This window comes from Bacteroides luti, from assembly GCF_900128905.1.
GTDB classification, from domain to species: Bacteria; Bacteroidota; Bacteroidia; order Bacteroidales; family Bacteroidaceae; genus Bacteroides; species Bacteroides luti.
Genome location: NZ_FQTV01000023.1, coordinates 1 through 21,193, shown reverse-complemented (window position 1 = coordinate 21,193; position 21,193 = coordinate 1). Strand labels below are relative to the sequence as shown.

Below are 21,193 nucleotides of genomic sequence, written 5' to 3'. Positions count from 1 at the left end.
AATTATTAAAATGTTAAGTTAGCACCAAATACAATTTGTCTTGGCTGTGGTGGAATAGCAAAATCGAGTCCTTGAACTGTTCCATTTGTTTGATCGGCAGCTGTATTTCCTTCAGGATCAGCACCAGAATATTTAGTTATAGTAAACAGATTTGTAGCACTAGCATACAATCGAATTTTGCTCAATCCTGCCTTTACAAGAGCTTTTGGAGAAAGGGTATAACCAATAGTCAGATTACGAAGTCGCAGAAAAGAACCATCTTCAAGGAAACGACTGCTTTGGAAATCATTATTGTAGCTTCCATCAGGATTAACAACAGTAGAGGCACGAGGTATATCTGTAATATCACCTTCTTTTTGCCAACGTTTCATCTGGCTCTTTAACAATCCCCAGTTTGTGCCACGTACACCACCATGTTCCTGAAAGAAACGATTCATGTTAAACACATCATTACCTACTGAGAAATATAGGAATACCGATAAATCAAAACCTTTATATGTGAGTGTATTTCTAAGTCCACCTGTAAAAGTTGGCCATGCATCGCCAACTATCTGGCGATCGGCTGTAGTTATTTTGCCATCTTTGTTTACATCTTCATATACTGCATTTCCAGTTTTGGGATCAACATACAGTTGCTTGTAAAGCCAGAAAGAATACATTGGCGAACCTTGTTGCAAGCGCACCCAGTCTCTTGAATATTGTGAAAAAGATATAGGTAACTTCTCTACTAAATTTTCATTATGTGAGATTTGGAATGATGAAGTCCATTTAAAGTCTCTTGTATCTATATTGGTAGAATTAATTTCAAACTCAACACCTTTATTACTCATTGCTCCCACATTCTGTATAGTAGAAGAGAATCCGGTTTTTCCTGCTATTGGTACATTCAAAAGCAAATCAGAAGTATACTTATTATAATAATTGAGCTCGAAAGAAAGTCTGCCTGCTAAGAAAGAAGATTCAAGCCCCACGTTCCATTGACGAGTCGTCTCCCATTTCAGATCAGGATTGCTTAACTGAGAACTGGAAATACCTGCTGAATTTCCGTAATTAGCTCCTCCACTCCAAAGACCTAATGATGCAAAATCGTCAATATCCTGATTACCGGTCCAGCCGAGACTGGCTTTTAGCTTTAACTCATTAAACAGGTTCAGATTCTTTATAAAGTTTTCCTGACTGACGCGCCATGAAGCTCCTACAGAAGGGAAATAAGCCCATCGGTTAGATTTTCCAAATCTTGAAGAAGCATCGGCACGAAGGTTGGCATCAACACTATACTTATTATTGAAACTATAATTTGCTCCACCAAAGAAAGAAACCAATCCCGAGGAAGAACTACTTGTTGTTGCAGATGTTATAGCTGCCGAAGATATTGTTTTAAACTGATCACTTGGGAAACTTGAAGCATTAATAGACTCTTGCTGATAATTACGTTTCTGCACAGTATTACCTAGGAAAAGAGAGATAAAATGCGAATTACGAATGGTTGTAAAGTAATTCAGTAATTGCTCTGCCACCCAAGTTTGTTCAATACTGGTTGCATCAGTAGCTGCTCCATTGGGCTGCCCATCGGATAGCTGAGTATTGAAATATCTTTTCTCATGATAGTTATTCAAATCGGCACTAACTGAAGATTTAAAAGATAGGTTTTCTTTAATATTCCATTTTGCATATACATTATTGATTGAATGTAAACCATATGCATGATGGTCATTGTTTTTTATCAATGCTACAATGTTATCAAAGATACCATACTTGGCATAAGAACCATCTTCATTATATATAGGAAGCAATGTAGCAGTATGTACACTAGCCTGAAGAATACCTTTAGGACTATTGGCCGTGCGAGATAAAGAACGGATGGAATAATCCAAAGAATTACTGGTACCTATTGACAATTTATTATTGATCTTATGGTCAAGATTTACACGGAAATTATATCTCGAAAAATCCTGTGTCTTCACAATAGCCTCCTGAGATGTAAAACCGCCGCCTATAAAGAACGATGTTTTCGCATCACCTCCATTTGCAGATATGTTATAGGTTTGTACGTTTGCTGTCCGGAAAACAAGACTTTGTCTGTCATAAGTTTTTTGATCTTCAGGATTTCCAAGTCCTCCTTCTTCTTTAGGGCGATATGGTCTTGTAGCATAAGATTTTCCATCATTTACCCATGCTTCATTAAGAATTTGTGCATGATCAGGACCTGTGGCAAGATCCCACAATTTAGCAGCTTTGGAAAAACCATATTCTGCATCCAGACTAATCTTTGTCTTACTGTTATTTTTCCCTCGTTTAGTAGTAATCAATATTACACCATTTGCACCGCGTGCACCATAAACAGCTGTAGCGTTCGCATCTTTAAGTACTTCAACACTTTCAATATCAGCTGGATTTATATCCGAAAGAGGATTAGTTGTTTGCCCACCAATACTGATTGTTTGCAAAGTTTTACTGCTAATTGGTACACCATCAATCACGTATAATGGATCGTTACCTGCATTAATGGATGTAGTTCCACGTAAGCGGACAAAAACACTCGATCCTGGAGTTCCCGAAGTAGTTGAAACCAAAAGTCCCGGAGTTTGTCCTTGTATTTGTTCATTCAATCCGGTTCCTGCTATGTTCTTAAGTTGATCTGCCTTTATTTCAGAGATAGCACTAGTCTTTGCATTTCTCTTTGTCTGAACATAACCGGTAACAACAACATTATCAAGTTCGTTCAAATCTTCATTCAAGTAAATTGTTATCGGTTCAGCTTCATAAATATCAAATTCCTGGGGTTTATATCCGATACTTTTTACCGATAGAGTAGCAGGTAAAGCTTTTACTTTTAGTTGAAAAGCCCCATCTACATCCGTAAATGTTTCTCCAAGTTGCCCTTTTAGTTTGATTGATGCACCAAACACAGATTTCTTAGATCTCTCATCGAGAATTGTTCCCTTAAGAGTAATTTGTGCATACGTAGTAAAAGTGGATAGACTCACAAACAGGAAAACCAGTTTCAATCTAATAAAATCAGAAAAATCTCTTTTCTTTTTTGTCGTAGTAATTGTTCTTATCATATTTATTTAGAGTTATAACGAGCCTGCCCTAAATCAGTTTATCAACAGAAAAAGGGATATTCGTTTTATTTTATTTAAAAGAGTTCTGGTTATTTCAAAGACAATAGTCTTTCAGTTAAATGGTTGCTTTGTTCCGCTAACACTTCTTTGTTTAAATTGAGAAAGCCAAATCCATGGTTGTATTTCTGTCCATCAGTTAATACCCACTTCAAGAAATCAGAAACTTCTTTTCGTATGTTTTGCTGAGAATAAACAAAACCGAAATTCACAACAGGTATTGTCTCTATCTGACTTCTTTCTAATAATGTAATTGCATCGTCAACATTTCCTGATAATACATTTTTCTCATCTTTTTTCAGGTCGAGTGGCAACAATGCTATTCCATCTTTTAATTTGCGGGTGTTGATGTCAAAAAGATAACCCAGATTGTTGTAAGCAATACCAATAGTGTCTTTTTTCACTGCTGAAAGCAAATAAATATCATCGCCCAAGACTTTTTTCCCTTTAATTTCCGAAGATTCGTGGCCAAAATATCCAGCTAAAGCTGTAGAAGCACAAGAATGATTTTCCCGGGCATAAATTGTTGCCGGTAACTTTGGTTTCTCCTTTTTCTGATCATCACCATAATTGAATGCTTCGAAGAAAAGTTTGTCTATATCCTTTTTGTTCAGTCCTTTCTTTGCGATGCTTGTTAAAAATGGATTTTTGCTATTGGTCACAGGTAATAAAGCATATCGACCGGCATATACTATTCCATCATTCTCTTTCAGTTCATCTTTTTGTGGAAAATGAGCAATAACATTTAAATCCGGATCCTGAGTGTTAGCTTTACTTTGTACTAATTTTAACTGCACATTCGGATTAATCTTTGTATATTCTGTTATCCACTTTTCTATTAAAGGATAAGTAAATTTCGTTCCGCTTATCAATATAGGATTATTATCAGAGTTTTGTGCTGCAAGGCCTGTGGATAGAAACAATAAGGCTAAAAACAGTTTGCTGAAATATTTTGTTTTCATAATTGATTTTGTTTTTGTATTATAATAAAGAGAGGATAACATATCCGGGAATAAGGATTTTACCTTATTCCTATACGTCCGGATATTTTAAAAAAGGATGTTAGAAGGGAAAAGAGCAGGTGTGCATACAGCACATTCGCATGGGAAGTGTAGAAAGAGAAGAAGAGAATGCAGGCATCATTGCAGAATATAAACCTGCCTGATTAAAGAAAGTAAATGTCTTTTGAGAATCCAATACTTTTTGCAAGTATCGCTGTAATCGTTTTTTTCTAAATAAAGTTTTCATAACCTTCTAATTTGAATTATGTTAGTTTCATATTTTTCATCTTTATCGATTGCAAAGTTCAAAATAATTCGCGGCAATATAAATACCATAAACATGGCATTTATATTACCGCGACTCAGGTATATTAACTTATTTATATATATTCAGCTTTTCTACAAATGGATATATCCAGCTATTATATAAAATTAATTATGAGACGGATAAAATAAAAACTAAAAAGGCTACCATTACAACTTTTGCAATGGTAGCCTTTTATTCATACCCAGTTCAATATCCGGAATGCAAATACCTGATTTGAATGAAGGTTATCTTACTTATTTAACAACTCTCTCAACAAATTATCCAAATCATCACCAAATACATTTTTGGCAACTATTACTCCTTTTGAATCAACCAGAAAATTAGTTGGAATAGCTCTTACGCCATATTTGCCAATAATTTCACTCTGCCAGAATTTTAATTCAGAAATCTGAGTCCAGTCAAGATGATCATCAGCTATGGCTTTTACCCATTTATCTTTTGCCTTATCAAGAGAAACCGCAAGTACATCAAAGCCTTTATCTTTATACTTCTGATATATCTTCACAAAGTTTGGATTTTCTCTTCTACAAGGTGGACACCAGGATGCCCAGAAATCGATCAACAGATAACCTTTGCCCAAACGATCTGAAAGAGCAACCGTTTTTCCATCTGGGGTTTTAGCAGAAAACTCGGGAGCTGTTTTGCCCACAGAAACATTACTTAATGTTTTTACCAGCTTGTTTAAAACCTGCACATAAGTTGTGTTATGCAACGAAGGATCAAGTAACTTGATATTTGATTCTATTTCGGTTGGGGAAAGTCTGTACGAGAAATCACGATAAAGTGCATAAGCCGATACTAACGAAGAAGGATGTTGTTTAATAAACTCATCAATCTTCACATCTTCTTTACTTTTATACTCTTTAAAGAGAGCATGTAAAGCAGATCCCGTAACCTCTGTATTCTGATAATCGGAAGCCGGATCTAAATTCACAGTTGTTTTATTTTTATCCAAAAACAGCATATAAGGATTTTCCTTTGAGTCCAGAGAGATTCCGTAAATCTCAGGCAATACTGTTTTTGTGGAAAAAGAGAACTGTCCATTCTGTACTTTGGCAGAATCAACAACGACATAATATTTGTCTATAAACTTTTGCAGATACACTTTACCTGTAGTTACTCCACTTACAGAGCCATTGAGGTGCAATGTATTTTTTTCCTGTGCATGAGCTAAGGTAAAACTTAATGCTAATGCCGCCAAAACTATTAATTTTCTTTTCATAAGCTATAATTAGTTCTATAATTATCCATATAAGTTATTTTCTGGCAACAAAGGTATTTAAAGTTACATTAAGAGGCAATACCACATATATGGGATTTTTATAACTGACTTCGGGAATCCTCTAAAACTTATAATGAATCTTCTTTTATAAACTATAGTTGATTTTATAATAATCAGTCAAATATTGATCTATCCAATCATCAAGCTTCTTTAGTTCATCAACCTTCACCCCTTCAGTTCTCCATTTATTGATGTATTTTTGTGATTCAGTTATCACTTTATTTTCCGCCGGTTGCAAGGTCTGAAGAATTCCTTTTTGATCTTTTGAAATTAGGGCCGCTAAATTAAGATAATCCTCTCCTTCTCCACGATCTATCGGGAATAGTTTTTGTTTTAATTTGGATGACCAATCAAAAAGTGGTGCCGAAGCCTCTCCTTCTGAAGTAACAATTTTAGGCAGATATCCTTTACTATTTACCAGAAGTGGAACAGCTACAGAAGTCAACGGACAGCCAACAACCGACCAAAGAACTGTTTGCGAAGCCGGTTCATTGTCCTTTACACCCTGGAAAACAAGAACAGAAGTGGTTAGATAACGCGGAATAAAATCACGAAATGGAACCAAAACAGCTTTACTGCCGTCTGACGGTATATTATTATATAAATCTATTCCTGTAAGTCCATGTTTCAAACTACGTGATACATCCTTCAGTATAAATTCAAATGAGATGCTCTTTTTCAGAGAAGCCTGATAAAAAAGTTCGGATGCCACTTCAAAACGTGCCAGTCCTTTATCACGAGTACGGTCTCCGGAGAAAGAGAAGTTGGTACGTATTATGTACCCAAAAGGTGCTACAGCAAGATCGTTTGCATCATATTTCACATAACTTTTATCACTGGTTTCATAATATGCTGCACCACCATGTGCATCAATCACCCCGAAATTAGAGCTGGCACGAATTGGACGAGGCAGACTGTCGAGCAGGTGTTCAAAATCGGTTAAAGAAGCACATGTTTGGAGGGCTAGTTTCATTATATAAGCGTCAAGCCCCTTTTCATCTCCGTCCAATCCCGGATTCAGGTTATAGGATGCCGAATTTATTATGGCAAAACCGGCACTATTATGTCCACCAAATACACCTTTCTTTCCAGAATCACGCGTGCTGACTACAGCGATATAAGGATATTTACCATCCGAGAAGGACTGAAATTTATTATTCGGATCATGTGTATCCCTTTGTTTAAACAACAAAGGACGACCATCGGCTGTAAACTTACCCGAAATAACAGCTGTAGTACAAGCTCCTGCCTGCAGAATTCCTGCAAACAAGAGCAATATATAAACAAACAACTTCTTCATATAATTAAAGTGCTTTATTGGTGTTAGTTTCAGAATCAGGAAGCGGGAATATATAGTTCTCGGCAGAAGGTAAAACCTGAGCAGCCTGCAGACTGCTACTTCCTTTTGCCGGAATAGTCAATAAATCGCGAAGCAAGTCATTAGAACGGAATCCCTCACCTAAAAGCTCTATCCTTCGTTCCTGACGAATAGTTTCCAGTAATGCTGTACTTGTATTTTCTGAACTGGCAGGAAATACAAAACCGGCATCCGAGCGATGATGAACAGCTTCCAGTAATTTTATGGCTAATGCATTGTTGTTAGTTCTCAAAGCAGCCTCAGCATAATTAAGCAATATTTCTGAATAACGGATTACAGGAATATAATCTATGTATGGAGAAACCTTTGTATACTTCTTCAGGTAGTATTTTCCAGATTTCAACTCAATCAAATTACGGCGTGCATCATTGGTTCCCCAAAGAGAAGAGCCCAATATACCTGAAGGATTCAGATAGTATTCCTTGTTTGAATAATAAACATACGCAATAGCTGATTGTCCGCTATAAGAATCGGACGCAGTTGAAGGCATGGATAAAATAGATTCTGTTGTCAGGAAATTAGATCCAAACAAAGTTGTTATATCACTCTGCAAAGCATGCTTCACCCCTGTTGTTGCAGAGAATGGAGCATCAGTCTGCGGAACAATCTTTTTTGCCTCGGCTATCACATTCTGGAAATCACCTTTATTGAGATAAACCCTTGTTTTCAAAGCAATGGCTGTACTCTTGTGTGCCCTTGTTGTATTTAGAGCTGAAGAAGAATAAGAATCCGGTAAATTGGTTTCAGCGAAATCAAGATCTTCAAGAATCTGCTTGTAAACCTCCTTCACGGTGCTACGTGCCAGGTCATTGTTTGCCGATGTAGTTTCTGCCTGCAAGCGAAGAGGCAAACCTTTTGATGCTCCGTCGTTTTCAGTATACGGACGGGCATAAATAGTTACCAAAGTATAATAGCTAAGTGCTCTTACAAATTTTGCTTCAGCAACATATTGTGTTTTTACCTCATCGCTTATCACACCAGTACTTTTAGCTAATCCATCTATAATAATATTTGCATTATTAATTGCAGCATAAGCCTGTTGCCAGGTATTATTAATATCATTTGAACCGGAAGTATAAGAGTTTGTCCAGCTCTCATAAGCTGTATATGAGTTACCTGTTACATTGATAAAATCTTCACCACGTACATCCAGGTACAAATGAATGCGACCACCGAACATACTAGCACCTTTAAGCGCTTTATACATTCCGTTGACTAACCCCTCGATACGAGTCTGTGTTTGAAATATTTCTCCGGCACTTAATGAAGTTTCCGATTCTGTATTCAACTCACTATCGCATCCTGACAAAGTAAATGAAAAAAAATAGGTAAGTCCCAGAATGACTGATATATTTTTTATTTTATTTATTATTCGAATCATAATATGTCATTTTTATATAGTGTAATTAGAATCCTAAGTTAATTCCCAAAGTGAATGTACGTCCTTGTCCTAAGGAGTTACGTTCTATACCCGGAGTGGTATTTGAGTTTCCATTAACAGACGACTCAGGATCCGTACCCGAATATTTAGTCAGCAAAAAGGCATTCGATACCTGTGCATAAATCCGGGCAGAGCTTAAATTTAATCTACTCAATAAATTTGCAGGAATTCTATAAGCTAACAGTACATTCTGCAAGCGTAGGAAATCTGCCTTTTCTGCATTTGCAGAAATTGGGAACGATGTACCATTGGAAATAATATCATTATAAACCAAGCGAGGTATATCAGTAACCTGTCCTGGGGTAGTCCATCGATCCAGAATACCGGTATAGTTATTATAAAAAGTCTGTTCTCTCAAAGTTGCCTTAGTACCATTCATCACATAGTTACCACCAGCATAAGTAAAGTTCAGCGTAAGATCCCAGTTCTTATATTTGAGGTTACTTACTAACCCTCCATACCATTTAGGAAGTGCACTACCAATCAAATAATAGTCAGATACCCCGATTGCAGGAGCTGTTGTTCCATCAAGATAAGTCCAGTTACTTTCACCCGGTGCCACAACAGAACTATACTGCACTTTTTCGCCCTTAGCGTTAACAAATATCCTGCGACCATTCTCCGGATTCACACCGGCAGTCTTAGCACCATAAAGGCTACCTACAGAATAACCCACACGAGTTACATTGTTTGCGTTGGCAGAAGTATGGGTATACCCAATAATATCAGCATTATCTCCGGCAAGTTGAGTTACTTTATTCTTTATACCTGTAAAGTTGAATGACACATCCCATGAAAATTCTTTTTTCTGAATCAAAGAAGCATTCAATGTAAGTTCTATACCTCTGTTGTACATAGAACCAATGTTAGTTAATATAGAATTACCGGGAATACCTTTTGACGGAGATTGAGGTGTATCCAGAATCAACCCATTCACATTATTATTAAAGTAAGCTAGTTCCACCGACAAACGTTTTTTCAGCAATTCGGCATTGATACCAATATTTGTCTGATCACTTGTTTCCCAGCTTAGATCAGGATTACCCGACTGACTGATAGCCCATGCTGATGCTGTTCCATAAAGAGAAGAAGAGAACAAGTCATACGAACCATAATTGTTTGTCAGATTTCCATTTCCCACACGTCCCCAGCTTGCATTCAGTTTTAGTTCATCAAATATTCTTCCCAATGCCGATTTTTTGAAGAACTTCTCTTGTGAAAGAACCCAACCGGCAGAAACACCACCAAAATTACCATACTTATGTCCCACGGCCAAAGCTGAATTTCCATCACGTCTCAGATTCACAGTAAAAAGATATTTGGCATCCAAATCATAGCTCAAACGAGAAAAGTAAGAAAAGAAAGATCTTTCACCCAATGAATTATTAGAAGCAGTATAATTGCTCCAGCCTCCCTGATAGTTTTCAAAGAACTCATCAGAAGCTTTTGAAGCACTTACTCCCCAGATATTTACTTTATTTTTCTGTAAATCGGTACCCAACAAAGCAGAAACATGATGCCTATTGTTAAATACCTGATCATAATTCAATGTATTAGTAAAAGTCTCATTATTTCTCAATGCCGATACATTCGTTACAGAGCCACCATTAGAATAACCCGAAGAGCCCAACTTAGAACTTAAAAAACTAATTGTCTCCGTTTTCAAACGATCAATAGCATACGATGTATTAAACTCCAGATGCTTCGACAATTTTACATTCGCGCTTAGTCCACCCAGAAAACGGTCATTGTCAGAAGTGCTACGGCTGTATTCAAACAAAGCCAACGGATTATATAAAGTAGAAGAAGCTTTATTATTTCCCATACCTATTTGTCCGGTGCTACTCAGATTATAACTACCATCTTCATTATAAGGACTTATATTAGAAGGCAAAGAAATAGCCATTCTGGCTGCCCCAATAAGAAATTGAGATGATCCCTGCAAAGATCCTGAACTATAAGCCTGGTTATGACTTGTGTTATACGAACCATTACCTTTTATTTTCAACCATTTAGTTACTTCATGATCAACATTAAATCGTATACCTTTTCTTTGAAAATCATTATTCACCAAAAAACCTTCCTGATTAGAATAATTGGCTGAAAAATAATAAGTAGTCTTCTCTGTTCCGCCTGATAATGTTAACGCATAGTTGTGAGACACAGCTGTGCGATAAATATAATCATACCATTTTGTGTCAACCAGTGAACCATCCGCGTTATAAGAAGGAAAGAATAATTGAGAGCTCACATTATCATTGTTTGCATTTCCGCTCAGAATTTTGGAATTAAGCACCGCTTCATTCTTTATATCCATATATTGTTGCGCATTCAGCAGTTTAGGCAAACGGGTAGCATTGGTAACACCAACCCAGCCTTCATAATTAGCCTTTGCCTTACCAGATTTACCTCTTTTTGTTGTAATCAGCAACACACCAGCTGCAGCTCGTGAACCATAAATTGAGGTAGAAGCTGCATCTTTTAGTACATCAATAGACTCAATATCCGAAGGATTTATATCTGCCAACGGATTATTAGGCACATCCGTTGTAGTAGAAATATTACCAGTACTTACAGGAACCCCATCAATTACGACCAAGGGATATGAACTTAAAGAGATAGAGTTCACACCACGGATTCTGATTACAGGAGGATTGTTCAGCAAGCCGTTAGGCTGTGATATGCTAACACCTGCCGCTCTTCCGGACAATGCCTGATCAAAACTTTGAACCGGTAATTCCTTTATTACGTCACCATTAACACGTGCTGCCGCTCCAGAAAACACTTTCTTCGACTGAGTACCATAACCTACAACCACCACTTCATTAAGGCGGTTCAGATCTTCTGATAACGTAACATAAACAGGCTCTTCAGTGTCGTACACATCAATCTCCTGAGTGCGATAACCTACCAGACTAACAGATAAAGTAAGCGGAAGTTTTTTTGAAGCTTTTATTTCAAATTCTCCTTTTACATCAGTAGAGGCACCTGTTGTTGTAGACTTGATAAGTACAATAGCCCCTATTATAGGTTCTTTGGTACGTTCATCAACAATATGTCCTTTTATTAAAGTCTGTGCATTTATAAATCCCGAAGAAGTAAACAAAAGAATTGCAATAAGTGAGAGTATAGTTCTCCCTGTCGGGAATGTAAGTCTATCCCCGACTCTAAAAAATATATTTATCATAAGTAATGCTTTATAAAGGAATTATTTTGTTTTTATAGATGATAGGTAACCACTACCCTCCACTTGTTTTTTCTGAGAAACAAGAACATCTACTGTTGGCTTGAGGAAGCCGTAATTGTGATTATGAATCAATCCGTTATCCAGTACCCAGCTGACGAATCTTCCAACTTCCGGATTTGCATTCTTTGAATAAAGAAATCCAAAATCCTGCACCGGTATAATATCTACATTTTGATTTTCGAGTAAATCTATAACCTGATCAATATTCTCAGAAGCAAGAACCTTGCGTTGTTCTTTCTTCACATCAAGAGGAAGCAGAGCTATATTATCTCTTAACTTGCGGGAACTCGTATCATAAATGTAGTTCAGACTATTGAAGGTTACTCCCGTCTGGTCTTTCTCAACCGCATTAATCAGGAACTGATCATCGCCCGATATTTTCCGTCCTTTTATATCCGCAGTTTTGTAACCGAAATATGCTGCAAAAGTTATTGTGGCCGATGACTTTCCATTTCCTGAATAAACTGTTGCTTTACTTGCAGATTTTGCATCTTTCTGATCGTCAGCAAAAACATCTTCTCTGAAAAAGAGCTCTTTCAATTTCTTCTTATTAAGATTCTTCTTGCTCAATTCCGCCAGAGATAAACTATTTTTCCCGGCAATGGGAAGTAGTGCATATCTACCCACATAAATAACTTGCTTGTCCGATTGCAAAGAGTCATTATAAGTCAGTACACTCAAGTCTACCGAATTATTATCTGCATTTTTGTCTGCCCATACAATTTTTACTCCAGGATTCTGTTTCTCATATTCGTTAATCCACTTTTGTACTAAAGGAGTGGTAAATCTGGAACCTTTTATATAAATTTCGGAAGTATTTTTCTGTGCATGCAAGTGAACTGTAGCTATTAAAGCCAATACTAATAAATGTATCCTGAAATTCTTCATACCCTAAAAATTTAAACTATAAAACACCTTAATTATTAAACCATACGTCAAAAATCACTTGCAACATCGCATTCCCATGACTAAAGGAATAATTTCGTTTTTTCTAATCAAATACTTCATACTTTCTTATTTATATTTTGATTTTGCAAAGGTATTTTAAGTCGTTATAAGGGGCAATACCATATACATGGCATTTTAAGGAGAGAGTATATAGCGTAAGTTTGGTATAAGAAACAAAAACCTGGGAAATATATAATAGACAAGATCATTGCAGAATAAGTTGGTCTTATTCTGCAATAAATTATTTCATTATATCTTTTTGGGGAGAAAAGTTAAGAGTGTATGAGCAATCTAATTATTTACAAACCTGAGACAGGATAAAAAAGCAGGTCGTGTTTATAGAATCACACTTATAAAATGGATTTTCAACACTTGCTAGTCATAATATTCAAAACCATCTGGTCGGTTTCATTCATAGCCTCGGAACCAATTCTTGTCAGGTTGCGGATACTACGATCCACATCATCGTCAATAATTCCTTCTACGGATGTAACACATTTCTGTTGCATGGCAAGCATGGCAGACAGAACTGCAGTTGATACACCACTGCTCACCTTTAGTGCACAACTAGGTTTAGCACCGTCGCAAATCATTCCGGTAAGATTGGCAATCATATTCTTTACGGCAAAAGAAACTTGTTCGTAACCACCACCCATCAGATAAGTGATACCGCAACTGGAACCGGTAGCCGCAACTACACATCCGCAAAGAGCAGACAGTCTGCCTAAACTTTGTTTGATATAAATCGCAGTCAGGTGGCTTAACATCAGCGCACGAATCAGTTCTTCTTCCGAATTGTCGTTTTCTTCAGCAAAAACAGCCACCGGAAGTGTAGCCGAGATTCCCTGGTTACCACTACCTGAATTACTCATTACAGGAATCATCGCTCCTGCCATACGAGCATCGCATGCAGCAGATGTGTATGATAGAATATGCGCAAACGTGTTATCGCCCATAATGTGGCGCTCCATTTTACTTTGCAGAGTTTTTCCCAGTCCGTGTCCGTAATCACCATCCAGAGCAAGTTCGGCAGCAGCCATATTCAGTCGTTTGGTTTCAAGAATAAAGGCGATCTCTTCCAAAGGCGTTTCCATCGCAAAATCATAAACTTTACGCAAGTTCAGTTCCGGATCATGTTCTGATTTCTCAGCAACAGAAGCCGTACGTTTATCCAGAAGAACCTTATCATCAACAGCCAGGTAAACAAAATCTTTATGTCCACCAGAGATAATAGCAGTTGAGCGTTTACCTTCGGCTTCGCAAACAACTTCAATATAGAGTTTTTCTTCAATATTTTCTTTTAGGGAGATGTGGATGGCCTGCTGTTCTATTAGCTGTTTGCCTCGTTCCACATCATCGGGGGTACAATCCTTCAGGACTTCCAGTTCATAGGAAGGCTTACCAATCAACGCACCAAGTGCAATTGCTATTGGCAAACCAATCATTCCTGTACCTGGAATTCCCACGCCCATCGCATTCTTTAAAATGTTTGCGCTAAGATGAGCTTCAATATTAACCGGAAGCGTACCCAATATTTCGGCGGCTTTAGCCACACAAAGCGCTACCGAGATAGGCTCTGTGCAACCAATTGCCGGAACAACCTCGCGCTTCACCAGCGAGATAATCTGTTCTTTTTCAACTTCGTGAATATTCATTAATCTCAAAGTGATTTTTTTGTTAGATAAGAGAATTTATTTTTTGCTTTTAATGCGATACAAAATTAAATAAAAATTCCGAATTTATACATATAAATCTTAAAAAAGGGAATTTACTAATCAATATAGTTAGGATTAGAAAGGAATATCTATTCCTTAAATCGGATTTATATATAATACCCCCTTTTATGATTTATATCTAATAGGTTAATGCAAATAAGTCTTTTTATTAGATATAACTATTTTCTTAAATTATACAAAGTTAGTATCCAAATAGGAATTATAAAAACAAAAGGCCTTATCCATTTTATAAGAAAATCAGATATTGACATAATGTAGGCATTCTGAGAAATATAAATCAAATAAAGAAAGATACATTCCAAAATAGCCAAAATTAACAAGGCCATTACCCAATATCTATTTTGATCTAATTCTATTATTTTCTTTTTATCCCAAACCCTTGCTCTAACTGCTAATACAAATGCAGCACCTGAAGCTGCTGCCAAAGCTGGAAAGAAAACATCTATATCTCCAGTAAAAAGAAAAACAAAAAACCCGACTGCTGCCATAAATAACAGAAAAATAGAAAGAATTAACATTTCAAAACTTGATGACTTCATTATAAATTTATTCGAGGTTGTGTATGTGTTTCATTCTCTATAATATGCATCAGCGTTTAAACTATACCAGACTAATGGCCTGAAGCTCTTTTGTCAATGTCTTAATACCATTTTGAATCTTTTCAAGCTGAGTTTTACGAGGTTTATGTACTCCTGCTGCATAATGCCATAGCTGGCGTTCATTAATTCCAGTTATTCTACTCAATGCAGCTTTCGTAAATATATTACTGTAGTAATTAATAAAGGTAGCAGCATCTATCTTGAACTTAAGTTCAAATTCTCCAACCAATAATTCAACAGGATTTGGATTATCTTCCAAATACAGTTGGATAGCTTCGCTCATATTATCTTCAATCTCTCTCATATCATTACCGACGGTAATAATTGGAGCACCTTCTATATAAGCACTAAAATTCTTTCCTGCATGTTCTACAATCACTTTTACTGTTTTCATAGTTACTTTTATCGCTTTTTAGAACAAAACCGTTTTCTTGAAGCATAGTTACAACTTCTTTTACAGATTTGTAACTTACAATTTTTATGACTTAATTATATAACAAATGTAGTAATAATATGAATACTTCGTATTTAATTGTTCACTATTTTACTATACTTCTAATTATTTTTAGGATAAATCATATCCGTCAGAATCTTAGTGAATTCCTTTAAATCCCTATTTAAGGTAAATCACATCGATGTCAGTATCCATTATATTGCAGACAATATCATTTAGCTGTTTTAGAATATATCTTTTTCCCAAGACATCTTTGTCCGGTTAATATCTTAATAATAGGTTGTCCTATATAGGGACGTATCTTTTCCGTATAATAGGATATTTCTATAACACTTTCTTTCATTAGTTATATCTAATGGATTTATGTGAATATAGAAGTTTATTCGATATAACTAATAGACAATGGAGCAACAACTATAAAAAAATGAATACTAGCAACGTCAGTTTCTCTGATTTAAATAGAATTATAGAAGTTTCAAATGACCTCATATTCTCTTATGATACTTTATATTCAGCAAGGAAAGTCTCAGAGATAAGATATAAATTCCTCCTTGCCCTCGTGCAAGCAACATAAAATTTATTTTTTGTAGTTGGCTTAAGATTATACATTTCATCTTTAATATAAAGATCATTTGTTGTTTTATTTAAAACAACACAGACATCATTATATTTATCTATTCCTTTACTTTCTCCCCAATTTGAAGAATAACATCGATACTTATTATGTTCTCGATAAAATAATTTAATTATAGAGTCATCAGTAATTACTGATCTAGCTTCATCTAATGAGTTTATACTTTTTACAATTGCTGGCTCACTTTTATGTGATTCAATATTAATTCTTAGTTTTCTAGTAACAAAATCGCATACTGTAATGCTACAACGATAGCTTTTATTTAAAGTTGTAGTATCAACAGTGAAATTTGATTGAACAAAACGGCTTTTATACAATTCATAATCAGAATGTAAATTTGCATTAACAACTCCATCATTACTTGTATCAAATGTATGCTGGTAAAAATCGCCTAAATACAATTGAGTAATATTTGCCTCAGATAGTGCCATAAGAAAATTAAAATCATATCCTCCCATATCTTGAACTTCATCAACACACAAAATATCAAAGTATCTCTCCAAACGACCTCTGATCAAAGGTAATGCAGATTTGATGTCTAAGAACTTGGCAATACGATTACTATATAATCTGTTATAATTATCAATGTATCTGTCATTGCCTTTTGCATACCTATTAGGATTAGGTTTATAATTGATTCCAACAATACGAAAATCATCTGAGAAATAAGGCTTTATACAAAACGAATACATAAAAGAAAAATAAGTATAAATATATATATTAGAAGGAATGTAACCAAATCTACGTATAATTCTAAGCTTTAAATTTACATAATTATTATCTGTATAAGTTATCAACAATGACCTTATTTTTAAGTCAAGGCTATCAATAATCAATTGAGTTTTACCAGACCCGGCAACAGCAAAAATTACTCGTTTATCCATTCTATTGCCTCTTTAATATAATTAGGAATAATAAATCCTTCAGAATTCTCTGATAACAAATTGAATGCCGATTCAGCTTTGTTTTTAAGCATATATTCTTGCACAGACAAAACCTTTCTTCTAGGGCCAAAAATCATTTCACATATAGAAGTATTGTCTTTGTATATACAAACTTCAAATGTATATCTTTCATTATCAGAATCAGAAAATACTTTTATCAATCCATCTTGGCTATAATCATTATAATTATCAACACAATTTTCTTGATATTTTTTATCATTATCAGTAATAACAGCCGTCTTAATTTGTAATTTTTTAGCTAAATCCAAATACCTTTTAAAACGAATACCCCCAACTGCAATTACGTGGACATTTGATTCTTCTAAACTATTCTGAGTTACATGCTTAAAAAAACTCTCCATTAGAATATATTCAGCATCGCCTTCAACTAAAATGATTTTGCTAGACAGAATAAATTCCAATATCTTATTATCTGGAGCTTTCATAAAAAATTTAGCCGTATTTTCATCTAAATCTTTGAGTTTTGTTGGTAGATTACCATTACTATTCATCAATACTAGATTTCTTAAATCAAGCCTAGAACTTATCATATTACTATGAGTTGTTACAAATAATTGTCTATCTCCTGTATTAGCAATTAATGAAACCAATTTTTTCATATTAATATGACTAAGATGATTCTCGGGTTCTTCAATCAAAATTATATCAAGGTTTGCATTATTATTTAAAGCAAATTCTGTTTTGACAAAACATTGTTTTCCTTTTCCTTTATCTTCAATATTAATATCCTCCTCGCAAATAGTAATATCTGTTTCAAGATTATATTTAGAATTATGTTTCAATCGAAAAGAATATTTATTTAATCGACCATTAACTTTTGAAAGAACATTATTTGTAAATGCATTTTTATACAAACGATATTTATTTTGGTATCCACTCCTTTCAATATTAACTGTATTATTTTTAAAGATATCTTTAGTATATTCCCTCATAGCATATTCACCACTTACTGATGAATTATCTATCAACATATGGGATAAATATTTTTTATAGTTATTTAAAGGCATATCGGCAAAAGTTCTAAAACGTATAGCATAATATTCATATGGAAATACCGGATTATCTTGACGAAGTACTTCATTAATTTCAGCTCCTAAATCACTTCTAGGTTCACAAACAAGTTTTAATCCATCACATTCAATTTTATCAAGATTGTTTTTGCCGTTTAAATCAATATTATCTTGATCATTAAGATATAATTCAATGCACATAACAGGAAGGTTCTCCACTTTTTTATCAGTAGTCATAAATTCTTTTACAGCTTCTATATTTAAAAGACTATCCAAACCTAATGTATCTATTTTATTAAGGCTAGCACTTAAAACCAAATTAATGGCGGTTAAAATTGTACTTTTCCCTGACTCATTATCGCCAACAAAAACATTAAATATGTCATTGAAGGGTAATTCAAGCTCTTTAAACCTTTTAAAATTTATTATTCTAATTTTCTTAATAATTTTCCCCATATATTCATTTTTAATTAAATAAAAACTCGATTTCTTTCCTCAAACAAAAAAGAGCTATCACTCTTATTTTTTTTCAAAAACACAATTCCTATAATAGCCAAAGTTACTCATACATGACACTTCATTTATATTTATAAATTAGTCTAATACTTTTTACACTACAGATTAAAAATGTAAAGATAATAAATATATATTAATCGTCAACAAAATTTAATAAAACGATATTAATACTTAATAGAGCAATGGTAATATAAACAAAGCACCTAATTATCAAAGTCGTTAACCTTATTTATACGTGTAAAAACAGCTCTAAATTTAGAACTGTCAAAAAAATAAGTAAAGTAATTCAAATACATTCTAATTTTTACATCAAATCAACAATAGTAACAATCCTTCCCCCCCCGAGCGAAACAAACCCCACCCTCCAAAAATCTCCCGCCAATAAATAAAAAAACAACTAGACATTTCAACCGAAACAACCTTATATATTTTCAAAACATATAGTATAAATTATGAGAAATAAAGTTACCTTTGCGCCCTTTATTAATCAAAATAAATTTAATGCTACGAGAAAGAACTATCAAGATACACGAAAAGGAGTATCTCACTGATGCGTTGAAGCGCGAAGGTTTTGCGGCTCTTCCTACTAATTGTGTAATAAACAAGGTGCTTCCGGGACTGGGAGCTACTTACTGCGAACTTACATCACCACGAAAGTCTATCATTATTGAACCTAATGTGCCGGTTATTGTGGATAAAGCAAAGAAGCACAAGCATACGCTGGCTGTTCACAAAGGAGTAATGGTACAACATATAACAGATTTCCTTGAAAAGAACGGGAAGCAACATTACAAGATTCTTACCACTCCGGAGAGTTTCCAGAAGGTAAAAGAGGCTATGGAGGCTTTGCAGATTGATATGTACAGCGAATGCTTTATGTTGTTCGATGAATGCGAGAAGCTGGTGCAGGATGTAGATTACCGGGGAACTATATCGGGCCCGATGAGCGACTTTTTCCTTTTTCAATATAAAGCAATGGTTTCGGCCACACCTATCATTGCCGAGGATGAACGTCTTGTAAATCAGGGATTCCGCATACTAAAAGTGGTGCCTACTTATGATTATAAGAAGAAGATGAAGCTGATTACCACAAACAATATTTGTGAATCGTTGGTTGAGCGACTTACCGAACTTAAAATTACCAAGAAATCGAGGGTGTGCATATTTACAAACTCCATCGACACTATAGATTCGCTCTTTGTTGATGTGCCCGATATACAGGATTGCTACACGTTTTGCAGTGAGGAGAGCACTTTCAAATTGTGGAAAGCAGGAAAGAGAAAGAAATCGACTTTGATTGATGAACTAATGCAGTTCAACTTCTTCACCAGCCGTTTCTTTTCGGCTGTTGATATCATATCGAAGATTCCTCCTCATGTGATTCTTATCTCCGATATGTACGGTGCGCCACAATCGGCTATCGATCCGAAGACTGAGGCCATTCAGATTGTGGGACGGTTCAGAAACGGCGTGAAAAGCATTACGCACATAAGTTCCATCCGTCCAAATCTGGAGTATAAAAGTGAGCCTGAAATAAAAAGCTGGCTGCAAGGAGCCGAAGATATATACAACGATTGGCAGAAGCTGTTGAAACAAACTACGAATGATGGTAAACGAACTTTGCTAAGAGAAGCGCTTGGTAACAACAGTTTTCTTCCTTATTTAGACAATGCCGGCAAACCCGATCCGTTCCTTGTCAGCAACTTATACGAGGCCGAACTTGTGAAATCGCTCTACACCTACCCCACCAATTTATATGAGGCGTATCGTGCATCCGGTTTCTTTAATATAGAGCATGAGCCTCAGCAGCATTTATTCAGTGATGATGACCGATTGGCTCTGCATCGCCAGAGAACCCGAAAAGGACGCATGGCAGTGCTATTGTTACGTTTTGAGGCGTTGGAGAAATTACGCACGAATCCTAACGAAAAGGCACAAAAGAAATATCATCACCTGCTTTCGAGGCTGATAACAGGTAAAGACGACCAGACACTTTACTCCTGTTACGAGAAACTAGGTAGTAAATTTATCCGTGAGAAGCTGGATTTCAATGTAAAGGCTATGGAGCGTTCTATCAATAAACAGAACGAGCATGCAATTAAGAAATCCTTCGCCATGCGTAATGCTGTTCACCAGCAGTTTGAAATAGGCGATCACTATTCAAGGAATGAAATAAAAGTGATACTTACGCAAGTGTATAAAAGACAGGGCGTATTTGTAAACAGTGGTGTAACAAGTACTGAAATTAATCGCTGGTTCGAGGTAGAAAGGGTACGAAAGCACGATATTGAGAAGTTTAAAATACTGAAAAAGAAAGATTAAACACTTTTTAACTCGACTTTCTCGTTTTGAGAGACAACTTATAAGGTTATCTTTTGACAATACGTTTTACTTTTTGAGTTAAACACCAGATTATAAGCTGCGGAAAAATTAGTTTCACCCCCTATAATAGCAGAATTCAAGTTATAAACGCAACTCTCTCCTATGTTTTTTAAGTGTATTAATAAATTCGATTGGAGTATAATATTCCAA

14 protein-coding genes are annotated in these 21,193 nt (G+C 35.4%); 1 reads left to right on the top strand and 13 read right to left on the bottom strand.

Annotation, left to right across the window (positions count from 1 at the left end):
• Window positions 1-5: 5 nt before the first annotated feature.
• From BUC21_RS15405 to BUC21_RS15350, 13 genes are all read right to left on the bottom strand, one after another.
• A complete protein-coding gene (locus BUC21_RS15405; protein WP_073404053.1) occupies window positions 6-3,065 on the bottom strand; it encodes a SusC/RagA family TonB-linked outer membrane protein in 3,060 nt (1,019 codons plus the stop codon).
• An 89-nt stretch (window positions 3,066-3,154) separates the two neighbouring features.
• Window positions 3,155-4,084, bottom strand: a complete 930-nt coding sequence (locus BUC21_RS15400; RefSeq protein WP_073404051.1) for a hypothetical protein — start codon at window positions 4,082-4,084, stop codon at window positions 3,155-3,157.
• Between the two features lie 100 nt (window positions 4,085-4,184).
• The gene (locus BUC21_RS16345) at window positions 4,185-4,370 is read right to left on the bottom strand and encodes a hypothetical protein (RefSeq protein WP_139261476.1); all 186 of its coding nucleotides are present in this window, start codon (window positions 4,368-4,370) and stop codon (window positions 4,185-4,187) included.
• 310 nt (window positions 4,371-4,680) lie between these two features.
• Complete coding sequence (locus BUC21_RS15395; RefSeq protein ID WP_073404049.1) at window positions 4,681-5,673, bottom strand: TlpA disulfide reductase family protein; 993 nt, start codon at window positions 5,671-5,673, stop codon at window positions 4,681-4,683.
• A gap of 145 nt (window positions 5,674-5,818) precedes the next feature.
• The gene (locus BUC21_RS15390) at window positions 5,819-7,033 is read right to left on the bottom strand and encodes a carcinine hydrolase/isopenicillin-N N-acyltransferase family protein (RefSeq protein WP_073404047.1); all 1,215 of its coding nucleotides are present in this window, start codon (window positions 7,031-7,033) and stop codon (window positions 5,819-5,821) included.
• A gap of 4 nt (window positions 7,034-7,037) precedes the next feature.
• Complete coding sequence (locus BUC21_RS15385) at window positions 7,038-8,492, bottom strand: RagB/SusD family nutrient uptake outer membrane protein (RefSeq protein ID WP_073404045.1); 1,455 nt, start codon at window positions 8,490-8,492, stop codon at window positions 7,038-7,040.
• Window positions 8,493-8,517: 25 nt separating this feature from the next.
• On the bottom strand, window positions 8,518-11,739 hold the full coding sequence (locus BUC21_RS15380; RefSeq protein WP_073404043.1) for a SusC/RagA family TonB-linked outer membrane protein: 3,222 nt from the start codon (window positions 11,737-11,739) through the stop codon (window positions 8,518-8,520).
• 21 nt (window positions 11,740-11,760) lie between these two features.
• Window positions 11,761-12,687 carry a type 2 periplasmic-binding domain-containing protein gene (locus tag BUC21_RS15375; protein WP_073404041.1) on the bottom strand — a complete coding sequence of 309 codons (927 nt, stop codon included), beginning with the start codon at window positions 12,685-12,687 and terminating at the stop codon, window positions 11,761-11,763.
• Window positions 12,688-13,112: 425 nt separating this feature from the next.
• Window positions 13,113-14,402 carry an L-cysteine desulfidase family protein gene (locus BUC21_RS15370; protein ID WP_139261474.1) on the bottom strand — a complete coding sequence of 430 codons (1,290 nt, stop codon included), beginning with the start codon at window positions 14,400-14,402 and terminating at the stop codon, window positions 13,113-13,115.
• A 239-nt stretch (window positions 14,403-14,641) separates the two neighbouring features.
• Window positions 14,642-14,971, bottom strand: coding sequence for a hypothetical protein (locus BUC21_RS15365; protein WP_139261472.1), 330 nt, complete (start codon window positions 14,969-14,971; stop codon window positions 14,642-14,644).
• Window positions 14,972-15,083: 112 nt separating this feature from the next.
• Window positions 15,084-15,476, bottom strand: coding sequence for an antitoxin HicB (locus BUC21_RS15360; protein WP_073404037.1), 393 nt, complete (start codon window positions 15,474-15,476; stop codon window positions 15,084-15,086).
• A 555-nt stretch (window positions 15,477-16,031) separates the two neighbouring features.
• Entirely contained in the window at window positions 16,032-17,054 is a 1,023-nt protein-coding gene (locus BUC21_RS15355; protein ID WP_073404035.1) for a DNA helicase UvrD, read from the bottom strand.
• Window positions 17,039-18,601: an ATP-dependent nuclease gene (locus BUC21_RS15350; protein WP_073404033.1), complete on the bottom strand. Its 1,563-nt coding sequence runs from the start codon at window positions 18,599-18,601 to the stop codon at window positions 17,039-17,041. The genes BUC21_RS15355 and BUC21_RS15350 overlap by 16 nt, the downstream gene beginning before the upstream one ends.
• Before the next feature lie 561 nt (window positions 18,602-19,162).
• Here BUC21_RS15350 and BUC21_RS15345 point away from each other — a divergent pair.
• A complete protein-coding gene (locus tag BUC21_RS15345) occupies window positions 19,163-20,983 on the top strand; it encodes a hypothetical protein (protein ID WP_073404031.1) in 1,821 nt (606 codons plus the stop codon).
• Window positions 20,984-21,193: the final 210 nt, after the last annotated feature.

Coding starts and splice junctions, on each gene's coding strand:
- BUC21_RS15405 (WP_073404053.1), bottom strand. CDS start 3,065: ATGATAAGAACAATTACTACGACAAAAAAGAAAAGAGATTTTTCTGAT.
- BUC21_RS15400 (WP_073404051.1), bottom strand. CDS start 4,084: ATGAAAACAAAATATTTCAGCAAACTGTTTTTAGCCTTATTGTTTCTA.
- BUC21_RS16345 (WP_139261476.1), bottom strand. CDS start 4,370: ATGAAAACTTTATTTAGAAAAAAACGATTACAGCGATACTTGCAAAAA.
- BUC21_RS15395 (WP_073404049.1), bottom strand. CDS start 5,673: ATGAAAAGAAAATTAATAGTTTTGGCGGCATTAGCATTAAGTTTTACC.
- BUC21_RS15390 (WP_073404047.1), bottom strand. CDS start 7,033: ATGAAGAAGTTGTTTGTTTATATATTGCTCTTGTTTGCAGGAATTCTG.
- BUC21_RS15385 (WP_073404045.1), bottom strand. CDS start 8,492: ATGATTCGAATAATAAATAAAATAAAAAATATATCAGTCATTCTGGGA.
- BUC21_RS15380 (WP_073404043.1), bottom strand. CDS start 11,739: ATGATAAATATATTTTTTAGAGTCGGGGATAGACTTACATTCCCGACA.
- BUC21_RS15375 (WP_073404041.1), bottom strand. CDS start 12,687: ATGAAGAATTTCAGGATACATTTATTAGTATTGGCTTTAATAGCTACA.
- BUC21_RS15370 (WP_139261474.1), bottom strand. CDS start 14,402: ATGAATATTCACGAAGTTGAAAAAGAACAGATTATCTCGCTGGTGAAG.
- BUC21_RS15365 (WP_139261472.1), bottom strand. CDS start 14,971: ATGGCAGCAGTCGGGTTTTTTGTTTTTCTTTTTACTGGAGATATAGAT.
- BUC21_RS15360 (WP_073404037.1), bottom strand. CDS start 15,476: ATGAAAACAGTAAAAGTGATTGTAGAACATGCAGGAAAGAATTTTAGT.
- BUC21_RS15355 (WP_073404035.1), bottom strand. CDS start 17,054: ATGGATAAACGAGTAATTTTTGCTGTTGCCGGGTCTGGTAAAACTCAA.
- BUC21_RS15350 (WP_073404033.1), bottom strand. CDS start 18,601: ATGGGGAAAATTATTAAGAAAATTAGAATAATAAATTTTAAAAGGTTT.
- BUC21_RS15345 (WP_073404031.1), top strand. CDS start 19,163: ATGCTACGAGAAAGAACTATCAAGATACACGAAAAGGAGTATCTCACT.